At 55.7% G+C, this 23,944-nt stretch carries 22 protein-coding genes; 13 read left to right on the top strand and 9 right to left on the bottom strand.

Annotated features, from left to right (window positions below; genetic code table 11):
* Window positions 1-53 precede the first annotated feature (53 nt).
* The gene (locus AUQ41_RS09035) at window positions 54-2,147 is read left to right on the top strand and encodes a bi-domain-containing oxidoreductase (protein ID WP_168173414.1); all 2,094 of its coding nucleotides are present in this window, start codon (window positions 54-56) and stop codon (window positions 2,145-2,147) included.
* Here the strand turns inward: AUQ41_RS09035 and AUQ41_RS09030 are convergent.
* A complete protein-coding gene (locus AUQ41_RS09030; protein WP_063087976.1) occupies window positions 2,144-3,085 on the bottom strand; it encodes an AEC family transporter in 942 nt (313 codons plus the stop codon). The two genes, AUQ41_RS09035 and AUQ41_RS09030, sit on opposite strands and share 4 nt — an antisense overlap.
* Window positions 3,086-3,265: 180 nt before the next feature.
* Window positions 3,266-4,762 carry a glycerol kinase GlpK gene (gene glpK, locus AUQ41_RS09025; protein WP_063087974.1) on the bottom strand — a complete coding sequence of 499 codons (1,497 nt, stop codon included), beginning with the start codon at window positions 4,760-4,762 and terminating at the stop codon, window positions 3,266-3,268.
* 75 nt (window positions 4,763-4,837) lie between these two features.
* Here glpK and AUQ41_RS20690 point away from each other — a divergent pair, with 75 nt between their 5' ends.
* On the top strand, window positions 4,838-5,002 hold the full coding sequence (locus tag AUQ41_RS20690; protein ID WP_157092642.1) for a hypothetical protein: 165 nt from the start codon (window positions 4,838-4,840) through the stop codon (window positions 5,000-5,002).
* Between the two features lie 74 nt (window positions 5,003-5,076).
* Complete coding sequence (locus AUQ41_RS09020) at window positions 5,077-5,628, top strand: hypothetical protein (RefSeq protein WP_008890099.1); 552 nt, start codon at window positions 5,077-5,079, stop codon at window positions 5,626-5,628.
* Between the two features lie 82 nt (window positions 5,629-5,710).
* Here AUQ41_RS09020 and AUQ41_RS09015 read toward each other — a convergent pair whose 3' ends face one another.
* Complete coding sequence (locus AUQ41_RS09015) at window positions 5,711-7,171, bottom strand: NAD-dependent succinate-semialdehyde dehydrogenase (protein ID WP_063087972.1); 1,461 nt, start codon at window positions 7,169-7,171, stop codon at window positions 5,711-5,713.
* Window positions 7,172-7,717: 546 nt separating this feature from the next.
* On the opposite strand from AUQ41_RS09015, the gene glpD reads away from it, so the two are divergent.
* From glpD to AUQ41_RS08970, 9 genes are all read left to right on the top strand, one after another.
* Complete coding sequence (glpD, locus tag AUQ41_RS09010; protein WP_063087970.1) at window positions 7,718-9,274, top strand: glycerol-3-phosphate dehydrogenase; 1,557 nt, start codon at window positions 7,718-7,720, stop codon at window positions 9,272-9,274.
* Window positions 9,271-10,371: an ABC transporter ATP-binding protein gene (locus AUQ41_RS09005; RefSeq protein WP_063087968.1), complete on the top strand. Its 1,101-nt coding sequence runs from the start codon at window positions 9,271-9,273 to the stop codon at window positions 10,369-10,371. Before glpD ends, AUQ41_RS09005 begins: the two co-directional genes overlap by 4 nt.
* 15 nt (window positions 10,372-10,386) lie before the next feature.
* Window positions 10,387-11,481: an ABC transporter ATP-binding protein gene (locus AUQ41_RS09000; RefSeq protein ID WP_063087966.1), complete on the top strand. Its 1,095-nt coding sequence runs from the start codon at window positions 10,387-10,389 to the stop codon at window positions 11,479-11,481.
* Between the two features lie 14 nt (window positions 11,482-11,495).
* Window positions 11,496-12,368, top strand: a complete 873-nt coding sequence (locus AUQ41_RS08995; RefSeq protein WP_008890109.1) for a carbohydrate ABC transporter permease — start codon at window positions 11,496-11,498, stop codon at window positions 12,366-12,368.
* A gap of 1 nt (window position 12,369) precedes the next feature.
* Window positions 12,370-13,173, top strand: a complete 804-nt coding sequence (locus AUQ41_RS08990; protein WP_008890110.1) for a carbohydrate ABC transporter permease — start codon at window positions 12,370-12,372, stop codon at window positions 13,171-13,173.
* Between the two features lie 24 nt (window positions 13,174-13,197).
* Window positions 13,198-13,470 carry a DUF2160 domain-containing protein gene (locus AUQ41_RS08985; RefSeq protein ID WP_063087963.1) on the top strand — a complete coding sequence of 91 codons (273 nt, stop codon included), beginning with the start codon at window positions 13,198-13,200 and terminating at the stop codon, window positions 13,468-13,470.
* 137 nt (window positions 13,471-13,607) lie between these two features.
* Window positions 13,608-15,356 (top strand): ABC transporter substrate-binding protein, encoded by a 1,749-nt coding sequence (locus tag AUQ41_RS08980; RefSeq protein ID WP_063088052.1) that lies wholly within the window; start codon window positions 13,608-13,610, stop codon window positions 15,354-15,356.
* A gap of 127 nt (window positions 15,357-15,483) precedes the next feature.
* Complete coding sequence (locus AUQ41_RS08975) at window positions 15,484-16,353, top strand: tetratricopeptide repeat protein (RefSeq protein ID WP_232308344.1); 870 nt, start codon at window positions 15,484-15,486, stop codon at window positions 16,351-16,353.
* A gap of 70 nt (window positions 16,354-16,423) precedes the next feature.
* Complete coding sequence (locus tag AUQ41_RS08970) at window positions 16,424-16,876, top strand: hypothetical protein (protein ID WP_063087961.1); 453 nt, start codon at window positions 16,424-16,426, stop codon at window positions 16,874-16,876.
* Here AUQ41_RS08970 and mobA read toward each other — a convergent pair.
* On the bottom strand, window positions 16,866-17,507 hold the full coding sequence (mobA, locus tag AUQ41_RS08965) for a molybdenum cofactor guanylyltransferase MobA (RefSeq protein ID WP_063087959.1): 642 nt from the start codon (window positions 17,505-17,507) through the stop codon (window positions 16,866-16,868). The two genes, AUQ41_RS08970 and mobA, sit on opposite strands and share 11 nt — an antisense overlap.
* A 260-nt stretch (window positions 17,508-17,767) precedes the next feature.
* On the opposite strand from mobA, the gene sugE reads away from it, so the two are divergent.
* A complete protein-coding gene (gene sugE / locus AUQ41_RS08960; RefSeq protein ID WP_008890117.1) occupies window positions 17,768-18,088 on the top strand; it encodes a quaternary ammonium compound efflux SMR transporter SugE in 321 nt (106 codons plus the stop codon).
* A 79-nt stretch (window positions 18,089-18,167) separates the two neighbouring features.
* On the opposite strand, the gene hydA is transcribed toward sugE, so the two are convergent.
* The 5 genes from hydA to AUQ41_RS08935 form a co-directional block, all read right to left on the bottom strand.
* Window positions 18,168-19,619, bottom strand: a complete 1,452-nt coding sequence (gene hydA, locus AUQ41_RS08955; RefSeq protein ID WP_008890121.1) for a dihydropyrimidinase — start codon at window positions 19,617-19,619, stop codon at window positions 18,168-18,170.
* Between the two features lie 182 nt (window positions 19,620-19,801).
* Window positions 19,802-20,782 carry an ABC transporter substrate-binding protein gene (locus AUQ41_RS08950; RefSeq protein WP_008890122.1) on the bottom strand — a complete coding sequence of 327 codons (981 nt, stop codon included), beginning with the start codon at window positions 20,780-20,782 and terminating at the stop codon, window positions 19,802-19,804.
* Window positions 20,783-20,843: 61 nt separating this feature from the next.
* Entirely contained in the window at window positions 20,844-22,001 is a 1,158-nt protein-coding gene (locus AUQ41_RS08945) for an ABC transporter permease (protein WP_063087957.1), read from the bottom strand.
* On the bottom strand, window positions 21,998-22,927 hold the full coding sequence (locus AUQ41_RS08940; RefSeq protein WP_063087955.1) for an ABC transporter permease: 930 nt from the start codon (window positions 22,925-22,927) through the stop codon (window positions 21,998-22,000). The genes AUQ41_RS08945 and AUQ41_RS08940 overlap by 4 nt, the downstream gene beginning before the upstream one ends.
* Window positions 22,917-23,708, bottom strand: a complete 792-nt coding sequence (locus AUQ41_RS08935) for an ABC transporter ATP-binding protein (protein WP_008890125.1) — start codon at window positions 23,706-23,708, stop codon at window positions 22,917-22,919. Before AUQ41_RS08935 ends, AUQ41_RS08940 begins: the two co-directional genes overlap by 11 nt.
* Window positions 23,709-23,944: the final 236 nt, after the last annotated feature.

Here is a 23,944-nt window from a genome sequence, read left to right as displayed (position 1 = left end):
TAATCAACATCATAATTTTCAACCAACTAAACTTGAGGGCGATGATGACGGCGATGAAGGCCCTGCTGCGTTTTCCAGGTGAACGCAAACTTGCGCTGGCTAATTGCCCCATCCCGGCACCGGGCAAAAATGCTGTCCTTGTTAAAACCGCCTGCTCTGTCATCAGTCCTGGAACGGAATTCACTCAAGCAGACCAGACGCACGCATCCTTGTTGCAAAAGGCGTGGCAACGACCGGATTTGGTCGCGCTGACGGTCAAGCATCTGAAATCGGAAGGCTTTGGGAGAACGCGTGCGCGGGTCAACAATCGTCTGGGGCTACCGATGCCGATGGGCTATTGCGCCGTGGGTCGGATCGAGGCCACGGGCGAGAATGTTACGGACCTCAAAGCCGGCCAACGTGTTGCGATTGCGGGGATGGGGCAGGCCAATCATGCCGAGTGGAATCAGGTTTCGGTTAACCTTGCCTGCCCGGTTCCGAATGCGGTTCCCGACCGCAAGGCTGTGTTTGCGACATTGTATGCCTTGGCCTTGCATGCGCTTCGGCAGGGAGAGACATCGATTGGTGATCGGGTTGCTGTTATCGGGGCGGGTTTGATTGGTCAGCTTGTCAGTGAGGCGGCACACGTCGCGGGGGCGTTGGTGACCGTGATTGAACCGGACCTTTCGCGCCGTAAGATTGCAACGGGCGAAAGCCATGCAGTCGGTTTCGCCAAGGCAAGCGATGCGCCGCAAAGCAGATTTGACAGCGTATTTATCTGTGCGCCGGGCAAGGGAAATCATCGATTGATCGACGCCGCCGCCCGCCTTTGTCGTGACCGGGGCACAATCATATGCGTTGGCGATGTCGCGCCGAATGGCCGGCGCAAGACGTTGTATGAGAAGGAAATCACCATTCGGCAGGTCCGGTCCTATGGGCCGGGGAGATATGATCCCAATTATGAAGAACGCGGCGAAGATTATCCGCTTGGTCATGTGCGCTGGACCATCAAGCGCAACATGCAGGCAGCCCTTGATTTGATGGCTGATGGCCGCCTTGATCCGACACCATTGATCACATCCGAGATTGATTTTGCGGACATCGCAGATCACTTCGCCAAGGGGCCAGACCCGGCACAATTGGCGACACTGGTGCGATATAAAAATGCAGAAAACGCCCCATTAGAGTCCCCTGCTCCGTCAGCGCAGACTTCCGTGCCGGCCCGTGACCATGTCCGGGTCGGACTGATCGGGGCGGGCAACTATCTGGGCGGCAGTTTGTTACCCCTGTTGCAAAAGCATCCGAAGATCGAAATCTCGGCCTGCTGTTCTCAAAGCGGGTTGGCGGCCGTTGCGCTGTCAAAGCAGATTGATGGGCTTCGCATGTATGGCGGGGCGGATGAGTTGCTTGAGGACCAAAGTGTCAACAGCGTTATCATCACCACGCGCCATGACAGTCATGCTGAGCTGGCCGCCGCGTCCATTCTTGCTGGCAAAAATGTCTGGCTGGAAAAGCCGATTGCGATTGATCGGGCGGGTCTGGACTTGCTGCGAGAGGTCGCTAACCGCGTACCGCGACACATCTTCATGGTCGGGCATAATCGGCGTTATGCGCCGATGGCAGCGAAACTGCGCGAAGCGTTGCCAACTGGCGTAAAACAATTTCACTATCGGGTTCGCATCACGCCGCTTCCAACCGATCACTGGCTTAACCGTTCGGATCAGGGCGGGTGGACAATTGGCGAGATCAGTCATTTTATTGATCTGATTGTAAGCCTGGTCTGTAGCGAACTGATTGAGCTCAATTGTCACTGGATTGATCGTACGGCGGGTGACAGCATCTGGCAGCTGCGTTTTGCTGATGGGTCAATGGGCGAGGTCAGTTACTTGCACGGCAATCGGGGAGAGCCCAAGGAAGTGCTTGAGGTGACAGCACCGAATTTCTCGGCCAGGCTGTTTGACTGGAAGAAGATTCGGGTGAATGGCCGGATCGTTCTGCGCAACTGGCTTGGGCAGGACAAGGGTCAGGCGGCTGCGATTAAGGTCTTTGCAGGTGCAGTTACAAGTGGCGAGCGCCCTGCCCTGATGCCAAGGATCGAAGATGAAATCGATCTGATGGAGCGTATCCTGACGGCCGCCAACACGACCACCGCCCAAACGCCGAATTAAAGCAGCCCGGCATACAGGATCAGAAGCGGCAAGGTCAGCATGCTGATGATGGTGGTCAGCAGGATGGTCGTGGATGATCGATCGATACAGACATTATAGCTGCCCGCGACAATCGCGACATTGGCCCCGCTTGGCAGGGCTGCCACTAGTGTGACGATCATCAGCCAAAGCGGCGGCAGATCGAAAATGAAATGCCCGACCGAGAACACCAGAAGCGGCTGGACAAACATCTTGGCCGTGGTGCAGAGCAGGCTGGCACTGAGGTTACCACGCACCGACTGCCCGTAAAGCCCGGCACCGACCAGCAAAAGCGCAATGGTCGGACCGGCTGTGCGGAACCGTTCCAGCGTGCCATCGACCATTTCCGGCATGCGGATTTCAAAAAGCGATGCCAGTACACCAAGCACAATCGCCGCAATGATCGGGTTTCTGGCCACACGCACGATGCTGCGAAATACGTTGGACAGCCAATGACCATCGCCACCGCGACTGCCCTCAACAATCAGAATTGTCATCCCCATCAGGGTGACTGGATGGATCGACAGCACGATCAAAAGCGGCACCAGGCCTTCTTCGCCGTAGACCGCCTGTACAAGCGGGATACCTAGAAGAACGATGTTGGAAAAGACGCCGCCCATCGCGGTGACGGCTGCTTCATCGGTTTTGGCGCTCAGCCAAAGCTTGGCGATTATAAACACCAGCGCAAAGTTCAACAGCACGCCGGAATAATAACTGCCCCAAAGCCGCAGGTCGAAATGCGCGCTGATGTCGGATTGCGACAGGGTCTGAAACAGCATCGCCGGGATAAAGGCATTCATGGCAAGCTTGGCCAGAAACGGAATGCCTTCGCGCTTGATGATCTTGATGTGCGTAAGAAGAAAACCGCACAGGATCGTCAAAAAGACCGGTCCAACTTTTCCGACGATCAGATCAAGCATGTTTCCCCCAAAGGCGAGAATGAGCATCAAAGCCCAGAACAGCGCAACAGATCGGGAAAACCACGTCGATCACGCACAAAGAAAGGACAGCATCATTGACGCTGTCCTTTGATACTACAAATCATTTTGCAGTGTTACCAGCCCTGCCCGGCAATTCCATTGGCAAGGCAGCCATGCGTATCAGTCACTTGGCGCTGTTTGCACGCGCTTCACCGCATCTTTCCAGCCATCAAGCAACCCCTGACGGCGGCCGGGTTCGATGTCGGGTTCGAAGCTGGCATCGAGGTGCCATTTCTCGGAAATATGATCGAGATCGCGGTAAATACCGGCCTGTAATCCGGCAAGGTAGGCTGCCCCCAGTGCTGTGGTTTCGGTGACTTCGGGGCGTTCGACCGAAATACCCAACACGTCAGAAAGCATCTGACACATCCAGTCATTGGCCACCATGCCGCCATCAACCCGAACCGCCTTGGGCGATACGCCATCGGCCGCCATGGCTTCGAACAGATCAAAAGTTTGATAACAAACGCTTTCAAGTGCTGCACGCACGAACTCGCGCGGGCCGGTGTCACGGGTAAGGCCGAAAATCGCCCCGCGGGCATCCGGGTCCCAATAAGGTGCGCCAAGTCCGGTAAAGGCCGGGACAAGGTAAACGCCATGATTGTCATCAAGCGATTTCGCCAGCCCTTCGGTTTCGGCCGCGGACTTGATGATACCAAGCCCGTCGCGCAGCCATTGAACCGCCGCCCCGGCAACAAAGATGGCACCTTCGATGGCGTAACTTGTTTTGCCATTGATGCGATAGCCAACCGTGGTCAGAAGACGGTGCTGGGAGGTCACGGCCTCATCGCCGGTATTGAGGATAACAAAGCAGCCGGTGCCATAGGTGCTTTTGATATCGCCGGGCTCAAAGCAGCACTGACCGAATGCCGCCGCCTGCTGATCGCCCGCCATGCCCATCACCGGGATTTCCGCGCCAAACAGCTCGGCATCGGTCACCCCGAAATCAGCCGCACAGTCCTTGACATCGGGCAGCATGTTGCGCGGCACGCGGAAGATTTTGCAAAGCTCGTCATCCCAGGCATTTTCGCGGATGTTAAACAGGTTAGTGCGGGCCGCATTGGTTGCATCGGTCGCATGCGACTTGCCCCCGGTCAGACGCCACAACAGGAAACTGTCGACCGTGCCAAACGCCAGATCGCCCTGATCAGCGCGAGCACGTGCGCCGGAAACATGATCAAGGATCCATGCAACCTTGGTTGCCGAGAAATACGGATCAATCAAAAGGCCGGACTTGGCATTGACCGCCTCTTCAAGCTTGGGATCACGCTTTTTAAGATCATGACACAGTGCGGCTGTGCGGCGATCCTGCCAGACAATCGCGTTATAGATCGCCTTGCCGGTCTTGCGATCCCAGACAACGGTGGTTTCACGCTGGTTGGTGATGCCGATTGCGGCGACCTTGGCGATATCAACCCGTGCCAATGCCTCCTTGCAGACGGCAACTACGGTGCTCCACAAGTCTTCCGGGTCATGTTCGACCCAGCCACTATTGGGGAAATGTTGCGGGAATTCCTGCTGGGCGACGGAAACGGAGCGGCCGTTTTCATCAAAGACAATGGCGCGTGAGCTTGTCGTTCCCTGATCGATGGCAAGGATATAGCGCGTTTCTGACATGTTTGTTTTCCTCCCGAGCCGGCAGGTTTCCTGCCATCCGACCCTGCATACATTGATGCGTTGCGGCCCGTCCACATGACGATGCCATTGGTTTTATCGCTCTATTTAGAAAAAAATCGCGGCAAAAAACAATTCGTTTTCGAAAATTTTTCTGCGCAATGCGTTCATACCCCTGATTTACAAGGGAATTTTCAAACCGGTCTTGCTGAGCAAACAGGCGGGAAAAACGTGCCTGCTTAAGCACGGCACAGGGTTTGCAACGAAAACAGAAGAATGAATTTCAACCGGCATCTTTTTCCCCATGGAGGTTTCTGATGGGATTGTATGAAACGTTGGCTGCTGTCACCAACACCGCACAAAGCGCCAAAAGTGCGGCCAGTTTCCGCCAGACTATTTCATCGAACACCGTCCCGCTTCCCGAAAAGAAGAAGGAAGAAAATGCCGAGCTGGCCTATATCCGCGAACATGGTTTCACGACCTATGTAAAGGAAATCGAGGAACGCAAGATCGAAGAATTGCGTGCCAAGATCCTACAAAGTATGGGCCTTGATGAAGAGAAACTGGCCGAAATGGATGCCGATGATCGCCAGGCCATCGAAAAGGTCATTGCCGACGCCATCGAGCAGCGCCTGAACGGCAACAGTATGGCCGAGGCCGAACTTGGCAAATCAGCCGACGGGGATGAAACCGCCGATGAGCGCCGCGACCGGTTGCAGGCGCGGATTGCCTTTAACCCGAACATGTTTGATGTGTTTACCGAATTGCAGTCCGAACTGCCAAGCGGCTCGTCGCAGTCGATTACCGGCAAGCAGGACGAACAGGATGAAGCCTCTGGCGCACGCAAGAAAAACATCTTTGATGTCTGAGTGCGGGCCTTGTGGCCTTCAATACAAAAGGGCGCTGCGAGTTGCAGCGCCCTTTTCTTTTATGCCTTCTGGGGGATAAGCGTTATTCGTCAACGCCGCCCATGCAGACATATTTGACTTCGAGGTAGTCCTCGACACCGTATTTCGATCCTTCACGGCCGACACCGGATTGTTTGACGCCACCAAACGGCGCCACCTCGGTCGAGATGATGCCGGTATTAACCCCGACAATCCCGCTTTCGAGGCCCTCGGCCAGCTTCCAGATCCGGTTGATGTCACGCGAATAGAAGTAGGATGCCAAACCGAACTCGGAATCATTGGCCATCTCAAGCACTTCATCATCGGTTTTGAACCGGATCAGCGGTGCCATCGGGCCAAAGGTTTCCTCGCGGAAGACGGTCATTTCGCGGGTGGCATCGGCAATCACGGTCGGCTGGAAGAACGAGCCACCCTTTTCGTGACGCTTACCGCCCGTCAGGATACGGCCACCCTTGGCAACCGCATCGGCAATCTGGCTTTCGACCTTTTCGACGGCCTTTTCCGTGATCAGCGGGCCGATAACAACACCTTCGTCCGCGCCATTGCCGACGGTCATTTTGGCAACCTTGGTGGCGTATTTCTCGGCGAACTCGTCATAAATTGCGTCATGTACGAACAGACGGTTGGCACAGACACAGGTCTGGCCGGCGTTACGGTATTTGGACGCAATCGCCCCTTCGACCGCCGCATCAATATCGGCATCTTCACAGACGATAAACGGCGCATTGCCGCCAAGCTCCAAGCTGACCTTTTTGACGGTATCGGAACACTGGCGCATCAACAAACGGCCAATCGCGGTCGAACCGGTAAAGGTCAGTTTGCGGACCTTGGCATTTTCGGTCATTTCCGCACCGATCACCGGCGCATCACCGGTCACGATGGACAACAGCCCTTTGGGCAGACCTGCACGTTCGGCCAGTATGGCCATGGCAAGGGCGGAATACGGTGTTTCCATCGCCGGTTTGACCACCATCGCACAGCCAACGGCCAGGGCCGGGGCGGCTTTGCGGGTGATCATCGCGGTCGGGAAGTTCCACGGCGTGATAGCGGCACAAACACCAATCGGTTCTTTCAGAACCATCACACGGCGACCCTCGGCAAAGGTCGGGATGACGTCGCCATAGACGCGTTTGGCTTCTTCGGCAAACCACTGCAGGAAGGATGAGCCATAAGCGATCTCGCCCTTGGCCTCGGTCAATGGTTTGCCCTGCTCTGCCGTCATCAGGGCGGCCAGGTCGTCCTGATTTTCCATCATCAGGTCGTACCATTTCATCAGGATGCCCGCGCGCTCCTTGGCGGTGCGCCTTTTCCAAAGCTTCTGCGCCTTTTCGGCGACGTCAATGGCATGCGCAACTTCATCACGGCCAAGAACCGGAACGGTGCCAAGCACTTCCCCGGTTGCGGGGTTGGTTACCTCGGCTGTTTTCCCGTCTGGGGCATCGACCCATTCCCCGCCGACATAGGCCTGCTGGGTGAAAAGACTGGGGTCTTTAAGCGAAATCATTTGAGTGCCTCCGGAAAGCATTATTGGGAGCGACATGATCGCATTCTGGTCTTTATCTAGTCTGCTCCGTGGTGGATGCCACATTTTTGCGAGATATTTGCCCAATAGCAATCGCAAACCGGGGAACGAGCAACCTTTGCCATAAGATTGCATGCAAACAGTGTTTCACCAGCGGTTTTGGCAGAAACTGCGATCCATTGCCGTCCAGCGATCTATTCCCGGCGCGCACAGATAATCCAGCCCATCCATGGTTTGCGACATGAGCCGTATCATCAAATTTTTTCATTTTTAACCGATTTCAGGCCGCGCCATACCCTGATTAAAAACGAAATATTCGCAGCTTTCGACACACTTGAGCAATCGCTCAGAGGAAAATCCATTCGATTACAATGTGTTACAATTCGCCGATCCGAGTTCATAATCGAAAATTCCAAACAACCATAATTTTCGCTTGCAATTATTTTGGGGCGTTCGTAACGTTTGTGAAAGAACAGAATGGCAGTTGAGAACTGCTGTCACAAATAAGAGCAATTGGGGAGGAATCGGTTGCTCACTCCAAAAACATATGACATCGCCATTATTGGTGGTGGGATCAATGGCACGGGCATTGCGCGTGACGCATCGGGTCGTGGGCTCAGCGTCTATCTTTGTGAAAAAGATGACCTTGCCAGCGCGACCTCGTCAGCCAGCACAAAGCTGATCCATGGTGGCCTGCGGTATCTTGAACATTATGAATTCCGCCTTGTGCGCGAAGCGCTGATTGAGCGCGAAGTTCTTTTGCGTGCCGCCCCGCACATCATCTGGCCGCTTCGGTTTGTCCTGCCCCACGTCAAGGGCCTGCGCCCGGCATGGATGATCCGACTTGGCCTGTTTTTGTATGATCATCTTGGCGGTCGCGAAAAACTGCCCGGATCCGAGGGCATCAAACTTGCCACCCACCCGGCCGGTGCCCCACTGGTCAAGGGCATGGACAAGGCGTTCGTTTATTCCGATTGCTGGGTTCAGGACGCGCGCCTTGTGGTGCTGAACGCCATGGATGCCCGCGATCGCGGTGCCGATATCGAAACCCGCACCGAATGTGTATCGGCCAAACGCGAAGATGGCCTTTGGACCGTGACACTGCGCAATATCGATGACGGGTCGGAAAAAACCATTCAGGCCAAATCACTGGTCAATGCCGCAGGTCCGTGGTGTGCAGAGCTTCTTGAAAAGCGGGTTGAGGCCAAGAAGAAACAGGGCATTCGCATGGTTCAGGGCAGCCACATTGTGGTGCCAAAACTGTTTGACCATGACTATTGCTATATCTTCCAGAATCCGGACGGGCGGATTGTTTTTGCCATCCCCTATGAGCAGGACTTCACCCTGATCGGCACGACGGATCGCGATTACAAAGGCGATCCGGCCAAGGTCGCGATCAGCGCAGATGAAACCAAATATCTCTGCGAACTTGCCAATACCTATTTCGAAAAGAAAATCACCACCGATGATGTTGTCTGGGCCTATTCCGGTGTCCGCCCGCTGTATGGCGATGGAAGCGAAGACGCATCCCAGGTAACCCGCGACTATGTTCTGGAAATTGACCGGGGCGAAAATGCCGATAATGGTGCGCCGCTTCTAAACATCTATGGCGGCAAAATCACCACCTATCGCAAGCTTGCGGAATCAGCGATGAGCAAGCTTTGCCCGCTACTTGGCAGCAACGACACAAGATGGACAGCGGACAAACCACTTCCGGGCGGTGATATCCCCGATGCGGATTTCGAACGCTATCTTACTGCGATGCACAAGAAGTTTCCCTGGATTCCGCAAGCACAGCTATACCGTTACGTGCAAAACTACGGCACACTCACCAATATGATCATTGGCGATGCCAGCGATCTGAAAGGGCTTGGAAAGCACTTCGGTGACGACGTATACGAGTGCGAATTGCGCTATCTGGTGGATCAAGAATGGGCCAGAACGGCCGATGATATTTTGTGGCGCCGCTCCAAACTGGGGCTGCACCTTTCGGATGAGACGCGTAATGCCATTGTCCAATGGTTCAAAACCGAACCGACATCAAAAAACACCGTGAAAGCGGGCGAAGGAAACAGTGGAAAATGACCCTTACGCTTGAAAACATAACCAAGACCGTGGGTGGGGAGACCCATATCGACGATGTGTCGATGACGCTCGAACCGGGCTCGTTCAACGTCCTTTTGGGGCGGACACTTGCCGGGAAGACGACGCTGATGCGGATTATGGCAGGGCTTGAGCCGCCGACCAAGGGCCGCATCCTTGTTGATAATGCCGATGTGACCGGTATGGCGGTGCAGAAACGCAATGTTGCCATGGTCTATCAGCAATTCATCAACTATCCGTCGATGAACGTGTTTGACAACATCGCATCCCCGCTGAAATTGCAGGGCGTTGATAAGGCAGAGATCGAAAAGCGTGTGCGTTCGACAGCCGAACTCATGCATATCGAACATCTGCTTGATCGCCTGCCACAGGAACTTTCCGGCGGCCAGCAACAACGTACCGCCATGGCACGCGCCATGGTCAAGGATTGCAAATTGCTGCTGCTTGACGAACCGCTGGTCAACCTTGACTACAAGCTGCGCGAAGAACTCCGCGAAGAGATCCCCAACCTATTGGCCGAACGCGACACCATCGTTGTCTATGCCACGACCGAGCCGATGGAAGCATTGCTGCTGGGTGGCAAGTGCGCGGTGATGCATGAAGGCCGGATGACCCAGTTTGGCCCGACCACCGAGGTTTATCACAACCCGGCCTCGGTCAAGACCGGCCTGATCTTTTCCGATCCGCCGATCAACCTGGTTGAGGCCGAAGTGCGCGATGGTGCGATCTTTATGAAAAGCGGCCATCAGGTGCCGCTGAAAGGTCATCTGGCGAACCTGTCGAATGGCGATTACACCCTTGGCATTCGCGCCAACCACCTGTCGGTTGATCCGACCGGGGATGACACGATCGCGATGCAGGGACAGGTCGAACTGGCCGAAATCACCGGTTCGGAAACCTTTGTCCACGTCCATTTCAATGATGTGTCCTGGGTGATCCAGGAAGAGGGCGTTCACAACCCGCGCCTTGGCGAAGCAACCCAGTTCTATGTCGATCCGACACGCCTGTTTGCCTTTGATGCGAACGGTGCGCTCGTGGCCGCCCCGCCGGTCGAAATCAAAAACGGCAAAGCGGCGTGAGGGAAGAGTAAGAAAATGGCACGTATTGATCTTAAAAGCCTTGCGCATTCCTACTTCCCCGATCCGAAAACGGACGAGGACTATGCCCTGCGTCGCATGGAGCATGTCTGGGAAGATGGCGGCGCATATGCGCTTCTTGGCCCGTCGGGTTGCGGCAAGACGACTTTGCTGAACATCATTTCCGGTCTTTTGACCCCGTCACATGGGCAGGTCCTGTTTGATGGCAAGGATGTTACCAATCTGGCCCCGGAAGAACGCAACATCGCACAGGTTTTCCAGTTCCCGGTGATCTATGACACCATGACGGTTTATGACAACCTGGCCTTCCCGCTGCGCAATCGCGGTATCGATGAAAAACGCGTTGATGCCCGTGTGCGTGAAATTGCCGGGATGCTGGACCTGACCGGCAAGCTTAAGCAAAAGGCACGCGGCCTTGGTGCGGATGAAAAACAGACGATCTCGCTGGGGCGTGGTCTGGTGCGTGACGATGTTTCAGCCATTCTGTTTGACGAACCGCTGACCGTTATTGACCCGCATCTGAAATGGGTTCTGCGCCGCAAGCTCAAGGAAATTCACAACAAGCTGCGCCCGACCATGGTGTATGTCACCCATGATCAGGTCGAGGCGCTTACCTTTGCTGACAAGGTTGTCGTCATGTATGGCGGCAAGGTCGTGCAGCTGGGCACACCGCAGGAACTGTTTGAAAATCCGGCCCATACCTTTGTCGGTTACTTCATCGGAAGCCCCGGCATGAACATCATGGATTGCAAGATTGATGATGGTGCGGCCTGGGTTGACGGACAGCGTATCGGTCTTTCGGACCGCCACCTTGAAGCCGTTTCAAAACAGACCGGCAAGCTCGAGCTCGGCATTCGTCCCGAATTCCTGACACTTGAAACCGGCAATGCCGACAAGGGATCAGACGGGATCGAAGTCAACATCACCAAGGTCGAAGACCTTGGCCAGTTCAAGATCGCGACCACCCGTTTTGGCGCATCTGAAATCAAGGTCAAGCTCGGCGAAGACGAACAGGTTGTCGGCCAGTCCGGCATTCTGCGCTTTGCGCCGGAATGGACCAAGCTTTACGCCGACAGTCAGTTGGTCGCGTAAGGGGGGATGGGGAAATGAACAAGATTACCAACAACAAGGCCTGGTTCCTCGTCCTGCCAGTGTTCTTTATTGTCGCCATCAGCGCGATCATTCCGCTGATGACGGTTGTGAACTATTCGGTTCAGGACATTTTCGATCCGCAGACGCGGTTCTTTGTCGGCACCGAATGGTTTGAACAGGTTCTGGGCGACAGCCGCCTGCATGACGCACTGTTGCGTCAGATTTTCTATACGCTTTCGGTGCTGTTCATCGAAATTCCGCTCGGCATTGCGGTTGCACTGACCCTGCCGCGCAAGGGCTGGGGCGTTTCGGCATCGATGGTGCTGCTTGCCTTGCCGCTGCTTATTCCATGGAACGTGGTTGGCACCATCTGGCAGATCTTTGGCCGTGCCGACATTGGTCTTGGTGGCTATGTCATCAATCTGATGGGCATTGATTACAACTACGCCCAGAACCCGATGGATGCCTGGCTGACCGTGCTTGTGATGGATGTCTGGCACTGGACCAGCCTGATTGTGCTGCTGTGCTATGCCGGTTTGCGGTCTATCCCGGATGCCTATTATCAGGCGGCCAAGATTGACGGTGCATCACGCTGGGCCGTGTTCCGCTTTATTCAGCTGCCGAAAATGCAGTCGGTTCTCGTGATCGGTGTTCTGCTGCGCTTTATGGACAGCTTCATGATCTATACCGAACCGTTCGTCCTGACAGGTGGCGGTCCGGGTAACGCAACCACCTTCCTCAGCCAGTTCCTGACCCGGATGGCAGTCGGTCAGTTTGACCTTGGTCCTGCTGCGGCCTTCTCGCTGGTCTACTTCCTGATCATTCTGTTGGTTTGCTGGGTTTTCTATACCGTCGTGATGAACGCCGGAAAGCAGGGGGAACAATAAAATGCAGTTCCAGAAACGACATATCGGACTTCTTCTTTATATCCTGTTCCTGTTGGTTCCGATCTATTGGCTGTTCAACATGTCAATCAAGACCAATACGGAAATCCTGGGCGCCATGACGCTGTTCCCGGACAATCCGACATTGGCCAACTATGCCACCATCCTGACCGATCCGGCCTGGTATACGGGTTACATCAACTCGATGATTTATGTCGGCATCAACGTGGTGATCTCGCTCGTGGTTGCCCTGCCCGCGGCTTATGCGTTTTCGCGGTTCAACTTTACCGGCGACAAGCATCTGTTCTTCTGGCTTCTGACCAACCGTATGGCACCGCCGGCCGTGTTCCTGTTGCCGTTCTTCCAGCTGTATTCAAGTGTCGGCCTGTTTGACACCCATATTGCTGTGGCACTTGCGCACTGCCTGTTTAACGTGCCGCTTGCCGTCTGGATCCTCGAAGGTTTCATGTCGGGCATTCCAAAGGAAATTGACGAAACCGCCTATATCGACGGTTATTCGTTCCCGCGTTTCTTTGCCACGATCTTCTTGCCGCTGATCCGGTCCGGCATCGGTGTGACCGCGTTCTTCTGCTTTATGTTTAGCTGGGTGGAACTTCTGCTGGCGCGCACGCTGACCTCGGTCGAGGCCAAGCCGATTGCCGCCACCATGACCCGTACCGTTTCGGCATCGGGCCTTGATTGGGGCGTTCTGGCGGCTGCGGGTGTTTTAACCATCGTCCCGGGCGCCTTGGTGATCTGGTTCGTTCGCAACTACATCGCCAAAGGTTTCGCGATGGGTCGCGTGTAATCGGAAAACAGGAGGAATATCAAAATGGCATGGATGGCCTGGACCCCGATTACCGCCGCGTTCTTTGGCTGCATCTTTTTGATGCTGATCGGGATGGGAATTTGGCAGGCGGTTTCACCAACCGTACCGCGGCGTGGCTTTTTGCCACTGACCACCACACGCGGTGATCGCCTGTTTATCAGTTTGCTTGGAGCCGCCTATATCCATCTTGGCTGGCTGGCATTTACCGATGCCGCCCTTTGGATCGGTTCCATCATCGCACTTGTCTGGCTCGTCATCGTGATGCGCTGGGGTTAACAACCAAAACGGTACCGCGTCCTGCAGCGGTGCCGTTTTCGATCGAATTCATCACGGTGGGCTGTCCGTCTTCCCCCAGCGTCGATGACCGGGTTTACCGGATGAGCAATAAGGAAGACGACCAGGGAGAAAACGACATGATCGTTAAAGCCAAAGGTGCCAAAAGCGTTGTTAAAGGCAGCGCCGTTGCAGTCGCCCTTGGTCTTGCTGTGCTGGCGAACCCGGCCATGGCAGATCAATATACCGACGCGGCGAAAAAATGGATCGACAGCGAGTTCCAGCCGTCGAGCCTGAGCAAAGACGCCCAGATGGCCGAACTGGAATGGTTCATCAAAGCAGCTGAACCGTTCCGCGGCATGGACATCAACGTGGTGTCTGAAACCATCACCACGCACGAATATGAGTCCAAGGTCCTGGCAAAGGCCTTCTCGGAAATCACCGGGATCAACCTGACCCATGACCTGATCGGCGAAGGCGATGTCATCGAAAAACTGCAGACCCAAATGCAGTCGAACCGCAACATCTATGACGCCTATATCAATGACTCGGACCTGATCGGGACCCACGCGCGTTATGACGCGGTTGTGCCGCTGACCGACTGGATGGCGGGCGAAGGTGCGGACGTTACCTCTCCGACCCTGGATCTGGACGACTTCATCGGTCTGTCCTTCACCACCGGTCCGGATGGCAAGCTCTATCAGCTTCCTGACCAGCAGTTCGCGAACCTTTACTGGTTCCGTTATGACTGGTTCCAGCGTGAAGACCTGCAAAAGCAGTTCAAAGACAAGTACGGCTATGACCTGGGCGTTCCGGTCAACTGGTCGGCTTATCAGGACATCGCCGAATTCTTCACCAATGACGTTGGTGAAATCGATGGCCAGAAAGTCTATGGCCACATGGATTACGGCAAAAAAGACCCGTCACTGGGTTGGCGCTTCACCGATGCGTGGCTTTCCATGGCTGGCGCTGGCGACAAGGGCATCCCGAACGGCCTTCCGGTCGACGAATGGGGTATCCGTGTTGAAGGTTGCTCGCCTGCTGGTTCAAGTGTGACCCGTGGCGGTGCCGCAAACGGCCCGGCAGCGGTTTATGCCCTGACCAAATACATCGACTGGCTCAAGGCTTATGCCCCGCCAGAAGCAGCCGGCATGACCTTTGGTGAAGCTGGTCCGGTTCCGGCACAGGGCCAGATCGCACAGCAGATCTTCTGGTACACCGCCTTTACCGCCGACATGGCGAAAAAAGGTACTCCGGTTGTGAACGAAGACGGCACGCCGAAATGGCGTATGGCCCCGTCGCCGCACGGCCCGTACTGGGAAGAAGGCATGAAGCTTGGTTATCAGGACGTGGGTTCCTGGACTCTGATGAAGTCCACCCCGGTTGAGCGCCGCAAAGCTGCATGGCTCTATGCACAGTTCACCACCTCGAAAACCGTATCGCTGAAAAAGACCCTCACCGGTCTGACACCGATCCGTCAGTCTGACCTGGATACCCAGGAAATGACCGATATCGCTCCGAACTGGGGTGGTCTGGTCGAGTTCTATCGTTCGCCGGCCCGTGTTCAGTGGTCGCCGACCGGTACCAACGTTCCGGATTATCCGAAACTGGCGCAGCTCTGGTGGCAGAACGTTGCCGAAGCTGTAACCGGCGAACGGACCCCGCAGGAAGCCATGGACAACCTTGCGTCTGCCATGGACAGCGTTCTGCAGCGTCTGGAACGTGCAGGCATCGGTGGCGAATGTGCACCGAAGCTGAACGAAGAACGTGATGCCCAGTACTGGTTCGACCAGCCGGGCGCACCGAAACCGCCGCTTGCCAACGAAAAACCGCAGGGTGAGACCGTCAAATATGACGATCTGATCGCGGAATGGCGTGCAGCCCAGTAATTCGGGCTACACTACTGGGGGTGTCGGGGGTGATTTATTCGCCCCCGACCGTCCCGGACATTGTTCATCCCTTTTGATTTTTTCATATCTGATCGCCCGGTATTTTGCGGGCAAAGGTAACTTTCCCATGCGCCTGTCATCCTCCCTCCGCCGGACTGCTTCCGCTCTTGGCTGTGCTGCCGTAACGGCACTGGCCATGAGCGGCCTTTTTGCCACCGGTGCTGCGGCGTCCTCGGCCCTTGATGACGGCATTTCTGCCTATCGCCATGGGGAGTTTGAAAAGTCGGCCGATATACTCGCACCACTTGCCAAAAGCGGCGATGCCACCGCGCAATATCTTCTATCCTGCCAGACCATCAATGGCGTTGGTGTTACTGCCAACGAAGATGCCGGCTGGGCCCTGATGGAACAGGCATCAGACAACAACAATCCAAATGCCAGCGTTGTCATGGCTAGGCGTCTTGAAGCCATGGGCGGTGACAAAGACAAAATTCGCGGTCTTTATATTGCCGCCGCCCAAAAGAACAACACCCAGGCGATGCTGTGGCTGGCCCTAGATGCGCTTGATCGCGGCGATGCGGCACAGGCCGAAGCCCATCTTAAACAGGCGTGGGAACTTGGCGATCCGCGTGCGGCAACGCTTCTTGCCAACCGCTTTGCCAAAAGCGATGTCGACCGCCTGACATATTTGCGCCGTGCTGCCCAACACGGTGAAATGCGCGCGGCCGCTTACCTTGCCGAAGAAGCCCGCACAGTCGATGACAAGGCCGAAGCCGTTGGCTGGTGCGCCATTGCGACCGGCATGCCCGGCCATAACGAAGATGTCGACTGGAAAACCATTGGGGATGCGGTCGAAAAAAACTGCGGCCAGTTCGACAAGGACCTGTCGCCCAAAGACCGTGCGATCAACCGCGAACGCGTTGATCATTTCCTGTCTGAGTTCTTCAAGAATTACGAGCCGTGGCAGCCGTGGCGGGCCTGTGCGGTTGAACAATAGACCTCACAGCTCTGTGTTGCATCACAAGTTGTGTTAAGCCAAGCTAGCCTCAGTAGGAGGTATTGCTACCATGGGCTTCTGGTCTATTAGAGCTGCATTTGTCGTTGCAAGTATATTTGTCGACTATCTAATTGCGGAATTCCTGAGTGAGCATAACTCGGAGTTTTGGCTGATATTTACGGTACTGCTGACGGCACCAGTATTGTTCGCCCTCAAGTACGCCTTAATAAAATACGTTATCTGCACCGTATTTCTGAACGAGAGCGCCACGACTAAACTCCTGCTCAAGTTCGAGAGAGAGTCATGGCCATATCCTCTAATGAATTATCGCGACGGTATGGACTATCTTGTAGATTTGACAGTTGACGAAGATGCCTCGCCTGAAGTCAAAGTGTCGGCCGCACGCCTACACGGCAACTTGGAAAACCAATTCCAATCGATGCAATTGCTCAGCGCATTTATGTCGAACAAGGTTTTGACGAAGGCTGTTAATGCCTACCGAGAAGCCCATCCTAGCTCTTAGTCAATGCAACTTGCTTCTCCAACGCAACATTGACCGTACGAAGGTCATCCGGCGTATTGACGTTGGTAAACGGTTCCAACCCGGAAACCTGATCTTCAAACACCACCCGCGGTGCTTCCAGCGCCTGCAATGGCCCGCGCACCCTTCGATCATCGGACGCCAGCAGGTCGGCAATCACCGGGGCGGCGTCGCGGTGCCAGATGCTGGAGAGGTAATGGTCGCGGTCTGCATGGCTGGCAAAGGCCGCCTTCGCCCCGGCATCCTCGGCTGCGGCCCGCAAGCGCCCCACCATATCAAGCGGCACAATCGGGCAATCGACCGGGAAGGTCACCAGCCAGTCAATGCCATCGGGCAGCGCTTTCAAGCCACCCAAAATACCCCCCAGCGGCCCCTGCCCCGGCTTCGGATGATCCGCCACAACTGGTAGGCCATAATCCGCGAACGCCTCTGCTCCGGCATTTGATGAAATCATCACCTGATCGCATTGGGCTTGGGCAACATCGATCACCCGCCCGATCAGGCTTTTACCCCCGACCTCACGAAACGCCTTGTTCCCGCCCATGCGTCGCGCTTCGCCCCCGGCCAGAACAAGGCCAAGGGTTGGGACATGTTGGGATTGGGGCGTGTTCACGATAAGACCAAACCTTTGAAGGGGGCGAATAATCAGATGCCGTCATCATAATCCAGCGCGCCAACCGTTGCATCTGTCGTCTTGTCACGAACGCGTTTTCTAAAGCCGCGCCCTAATGCTGCACTGCGTCATTTTTGCATTGTCGCCCTACGGGCATTGATTTAGAGTGATTAAAGACTTTGCGACTTCCGCCTTGATACCGGACGACCGGTATTCCTGATCCGATCAATGGGGACGGCCCCGCAAGACAGGAGGCCCCCATGGCCTGGACAGCGTTGGTTATTGCCGGATTTCTCGAAATTTGCTGGGCGATTGGCCTGAAATACACCGAAGGCTTCACCAAGCCCATCCCAAGTGCCCTGACCATTGCCGCAATCGCTGCCAGTTTCTGGCTACTTTCGATTGCCATGCGCACCATCCCGATCGGAACGGCCTATGCGATCTGGACCGGCATCGGTGCGGCGGGTGCGGTGATCTTTGGCATCATCATGGTCGGTGAACCGGCCAACCCGGGACGGTTGGTCGCGATTGCGCTGATCCTTTCCGGGATCGTGATGCTCAAACTGTTCAGCCCGTCGTAAAGCGCCGGTCACAATACGCAAATGCAAAACGGGGCAGCCAATGACTGCCCCGTTTTTTAATCGATCGTGCTCGGTTGGCTTAGACGCCAGCTGGAATACCGCTGCGTTCAACCTTGCGCGGCGAGGTGATTTCTTTCCATTTGGAAAGCGCCTTGTTGACGGCCGGATACGGTTCGCGGGCGATGAATTCGCCGTCGCCGCATTTGGCAAGAACCACACCTTCTTCAGCCGCAATACGGCCGCGGCTGAGCGTGTAGCGCGGAAGGCCGGTAACCTCGATGCCTTCAAACACGTTGTAGTCAATCGCCGACTGCTGGTGTTTGGCGGTGATGGTTTTCGACGCCTTCGGATCCCAGACCACAAGGTCGGCATCGGCCCCGACAAGGATCGCCCCCTTGCGCGGGTAGATGTTGAGGATCTTGGCAATGTTGGTCGAGGTCACGGCCACAAACTCGTTCGGGGTCAGACGACCGGTGCCAACGCCATAGGTCCAGAGAAGCGGCATACGGTCTTCAAGACCGCCGGTGCCGTTCGGGATCTTGGTGAAGTCGCCAACGCCCATGCGTTTCTGTTCGGTCGTGAACGCACAGTGGTCGGTGGCGACAACCTGCAGGCTGCCCGATGCCAGACCATTCCACAGGCCATCCTGATGTTCCTTGCTGCGGAACGGCGGGGACATGACGCGACGTGCGGCGTGATCCCAATCGGCGTTTTTATATTCGCTGTCATCAAGAATAAGGTGCTGGATCAACGGTTCGCCAAACACGCGTTTGCCGTTGGCACGCGCACGACGGATGGCTTCGTGGGCCGGTTCGCAGGATACATGCACGATATAAAGCGGCACATTGGCCATATCGGCAATCATGATCGCACGGTTACACGCCTCACCCTCGACATCCACAGGACGTGAATAGGCGTGTGCCTCTGGCCCGTTATTGCCTTCGGCCAGCAATTTCTGCTGAAGGGTGGCGACCACGTCACCGTTTTCAGCATGCACCAGCGGCATCGCGCCCAGTTCCGAACAGCGCGAGAAGGATGCGAACATTTCGTCATCATCGACCATCAAGGCACCCTTGTAGGCCATGAAGTGCTTGAAGGTGTTGATGCCCTTTTCCTGAACGATGGTCTTCATTTCATCAAAGACCTGCTCGCTCCACCAGGTGACGGCCATGTGGAAGGAATAGTCACATACCGCCTTGGAGGATTTGTTATCCCAGGCTTGCAGCGCTTCGAGCAGCGACTGGTTCGGCGCCGGCAGGCAGAAATCGACAACCATGGTCGTGCCACCGGCAACGGCGGCCTTGGTGCCGCTTTCGAAATCGTCTTCGGAATAGGTGCCCATAAAGGGCATCTCCATATGGGTATGCGGATCAATCCCGCCGGGCATCACATAGCAGCCGTCGGCCTCGATCACCTTGTCCCCGGTCAGGTTGTCCCCGATGGCGGCAATCTTGCCGTCTTCGATCAGAATATCGGATTTGTAGGTCAGGTCGGCGGTAACGATGGTTCCGCCACGAATAACCATGGACATGGGTGGCTCCTTGTCTGTCTCTGCGGCGAAAAGTTGCGGGCCATCCCGGCATTTCGCCCGTTATCTCCAAACACCCCCGAGGGTATTCAATCTCTATTCAATCGATCGTCATAGTCCTGGAAGTCATCCCGTCCGGCGAAGCCAAAACTCCGCCGGACGGATAAAAGTCACAAGATGGAAGATTACATCTTGTCGGTCACGGCGTGGGTCCAGGCACCTTCCGGTTCCTTGGTGATCACCGGATCTGAACCACCTGAAAGCAGGCTGTCAACGGTACGCTGATAGGCTGCCTCGTCGAGAACCGCAGAATCACCAAGCAGTTTGGCGATTTCGGTCATCATGCGGACCTGATGTTTTTCGGTCTGGGCACCGGTCATGTCGTTATCAAGAACGATCATCGCGGCGTCTTCCGGGTTTTCCTTGGCCCAGTTCCAGCCCTTCATGCTGGCTGCAACAAAGCGCGACATTTTGTCGACGAATGCCGGGTCCGAAAGGTTGTCTTCAAGAACATAAAGACCGTCTTCAAGGGTTGCGACACCCTGGTCTTCGTATTTGAAGACCTTGAGGTCATCAGCCGGAATACCGGCATCAATCACCTGCCAGTATTCGTTATAGGTCATGGTTGAGACGCAATCGGCCTGCTTCTGGATCAGCGGATCAACGTTGAAGCCCTGCTTAAGCACGGTCACACCATTTTCACCGCCATCGGTCGGAATGCCGAGTTTCGACATCCAGCTCAGGAACGGATATTCGTTACCAAAGAACCAGACACCAAGGGTACGACCCGGGAAGTCATCCGGGCTTTCAATGCCGGTTTCCTTCAGGCAGGTCAGCATCATGCCCGATTTGGCAAACGGCTGTGCGATGTTCACCAGCGGCACACCCTTTTCGCGCGATGCAAGGGCGGATGGCATCCAGTCAATGATCACATCCGCACCACCACCGGCAATCACCTGCGGCGGGGCAACGTCCGGACCACCCGGATTAATGGTCACATCAAGATCGGCTTCTTCGTAGAAACCTTTATCGAGTGCCACATAGTAGCCTGCAAACTGGGCCTGCGTGACCCATTTAAGCTGCAGGGTTACCTCGTCTGCTGCCATCGCCGAAAACGATGCCAACCCGAAACTCAACCCCATAGCAGTCGAAATAAACTTATTCATTCGTCGATGTCTCCTCAGGTTGTAGTCAAGTCCTCCCGACGGGTCGTCTTGTTTTATGCCTTTAATGGCGACGTACCCGGAATGACGGATGCCATGACGTTGCTTTTCTCTCAATATAAGCCACGGCTCCGTAGAAGGCGGTCCCCGCAAGGGCCGCCAATGCAATTTCCGCCCAGACCATGTCGATATTCATCCGCCCGACCTCGGTCGAGATGCGGAAGCCCATACCAACAATCGGGGTGCCGAAAAATTCGGCGACGATTGCGCCAATCAGCGCAAGCGTGGAATTGATTTTAAGTGCGTTGAAAACAAACGGCATGGCAGCCGGCAAACGCAGACGAAACAGCGTTGACCAATAGCCCGACGCGTATGTCGCCATCAGATCCTTTTCAAGCTTTCCGGCGGCATTCAACCCGGTCACGGTATTCACCAGCATCGGGAAGAAGGTCATGATCACGATCACGGCCGCCTTGGATTGCCAGTCAAAGCCAAACCACATCACCATGATCGGTGCGACCCCGATGATCGGCAGGGCCGAGACCATATTGCCCAGCGGCAAAAGACCACGTTTGAGGAACGGCACACGGTCGACCGCAATCGCCACGATAAAGGCCGAACCACAGCCCATGACATAGCCACTTAGCACCGCCTTCACAAAGGTCTGGTGGAAGTCGGCTGCCAGAATGTCGGTGGAATTGACGAAACGTTCGCCAATCATGCTGGGCGGCGGCAACAGAACCTGTGGCACGCCAAAGCCCGAAACGACAACTTCCCAGACAAACAGGAGCCACACACCAAAGGCCACCGGCACGACAAAGTTCGCCAGATGCTGTTTGGTGCGATCAAGGCTGTGGAAGTTGGCAATCACATCAATCCCGCGCCAGACAAACGCCCAAAGCGAGGCGATGAACAACCAGAACCCCGGCCCGGCATAACCGGCAACACCGTAATCATACAGAACACTGATCGCCTGCCAGCAGCCAAATACCGCAATTGCCAGAATGACCATGCCGGCGGTGACGGATCCGACACCAAGCCAGGTAAAGGCCGACCCGGCAATCACACAGAGCGCCATGGCAACGGCAAGACCGGGAATATCCCCGACAAAGGCAACCTGTTTGCCGGTATCCCCATCCACACCGGCCAACGGGAAAATCAGGGCCAGCAAGGCCGCAATCGCCGCGACGAGACAGAACTTGTCCAATTTCGCCCAGGTCATGACTTCACCCCCATCCGCACAAGAACCCTGCGTTCACACCAGCCGACGATCACCACAAGGATGGCGGCCACAAACGCCGCGGTCAGAAGGGCCGACCAGATTTGAATGGTCTGTCCGTAATAGGAGCCCGCCAGCAAACGTGCGCCAAGCCCCGCCTGCGCACCGGTCGGCAATTCACCAACGATGGCACCGACCAGACTGATCGCAATCGCAACCTTCAGGCTGGCAAACAGATATGGCATGGCGGACGGCAAACGAAGCTGCCAGAAGGTCTGCCATTTCGAGGCATTATAGGTCCGCATCAGATCAAGCTGGATCACCTGCGGGGAACGCAGGCCCTTGACCATGCTGATCGTGACCGGGAAGAAGCACAAATAGGTCGAAATGACCGCCTTTGGCACCAGCCCCTTGATCCCGATGGCGCCCAGAACAACGATGATCATCGGCGCGATGGCAAGGATCGGAATGGTTTGCGATGAAATCACCCACGGCATCAGGCTTTTTTCAAGCGTCATGACATGAACAATGCCAACCGCCAGCAACACACCAAGCAACGTACCAATCCCAAACCCAAGAAGGGTCGAAGAAAGCGTTACCCAGCTGTGATACACCAGCGAGCGTTTGGACGTGATCTTGATGGCAAAGATGGTGTGATACATCTCGACCGCCACCTGATGCGGGGCGGGCAGGATCGGGCGATCTTGCGCAAGGGTATCTTCGATCAACTGGCCTGCGGTCCAGGTCTGGTCAGCACGGTTGTAACGGTCAATCTGGGTCGGCGCGTTCATGAAAACCGCCCCGACATACCACAGAACAAGAAGGGCGATCAGAACAACGCAGACCGGCCCGGTCTGGCCAGACATCATGCGCGTCCAGGTCGATGGTCCGCGAACGGCCCCGGTCATGGCAGCAGTATTACTCGTCATTGCTGTGCCCCGCACGCAGCCCTTCCCGCACCCGATGCGCAATCTCGAGAAATTCCGGCGTTTCGCGGATATCAAGTGTGCGGTCTTTCGGGAAGTCGGTTTCGATCACGTCAATGATCCGCCCCGGACGGGGTGACATCACGACAATCTTGGACGACAGATACACCGCCTCGGGGATGGAGTGGGTGACGAACGCCACCGTCTTGTTGGTGCGCGCCCACAATTTCAACAGCTGTTCATTCAGGTGATCGCGCACGATTTCATCAAGCGCACCAAACGGTTCGTCCATCAGCAACAGGTCGGCGTCGAACGACAGGGCACGCGCGATTGATGCGCGTTGCTGCATGCCGCCTGACAGCTGCCATGGGAATTTCTTTTCAAAACCATTGAGCTCGACCAGTTTCAGGGCCTCCTGGGCGCGCTTGACGCGCTCTTCCTTGGAGATTTCCATGATTTCGAGCGGCAAGGTCACGTTGCGTTCGATCGAACGCCACGGCAAAAGTGCCGGTGCCTGAAACACATAGCCATAAGCACGCTTTTCACGCGCTTCGTGTGGCGTCACACCATTGATCGAAATCTCGCCGCCGGTGGCTTGTTCAAGGTCGGCAATCACGCGCAAAAGTGTCGTTTTGCCGCAACCCGACGGGCCGATAAAGGAAACAAAATCGCCTTCCTCGATGGTCAGATCGACATCAGAAAGGGCGTAAACGGGACCATCTGCCGTCTGGAAGGTCAGCGACAGTTTCTTGATATCAACAACTGCTTTTTTCGATGCGGGCATCTCAGCAACATTATTGACGACTTGTTTTAGCGTCATGGGGTTTCCCCTGATCGTATGTCTCTCTCAGAACCAAAAGCGTCTCTTTTGGCACAGTCGATGGAAGCCTCCCTCAGGGACGTTGCCCTGAACCTTGTCGACATTGATCAAACGCATAAAGCCTTTGCCCGGTCGTTGCCGGGAACGGGGAATGATACCCCACCTGTCGATCAAGGCAAAACAGCGAGCAGCGCTTTGAC

It is taken from the genome of Thalassospira sp. MCCC 1A02898 (assembly GCF_001618185.1).
Taxonomy (GTDB): domain Bacteria; phylum Pseudomonadota; class Alphaproteobacteria; order Rhodospirillales; family Thalassospiraceae; genus Thalassospira; species Thalassospira tepidiphila.
The sequence above is the reverse complement of the archived record's forward strand: the minus strand, read 5'-3'. Positions and strand labels throughout refer to the sequence as shown.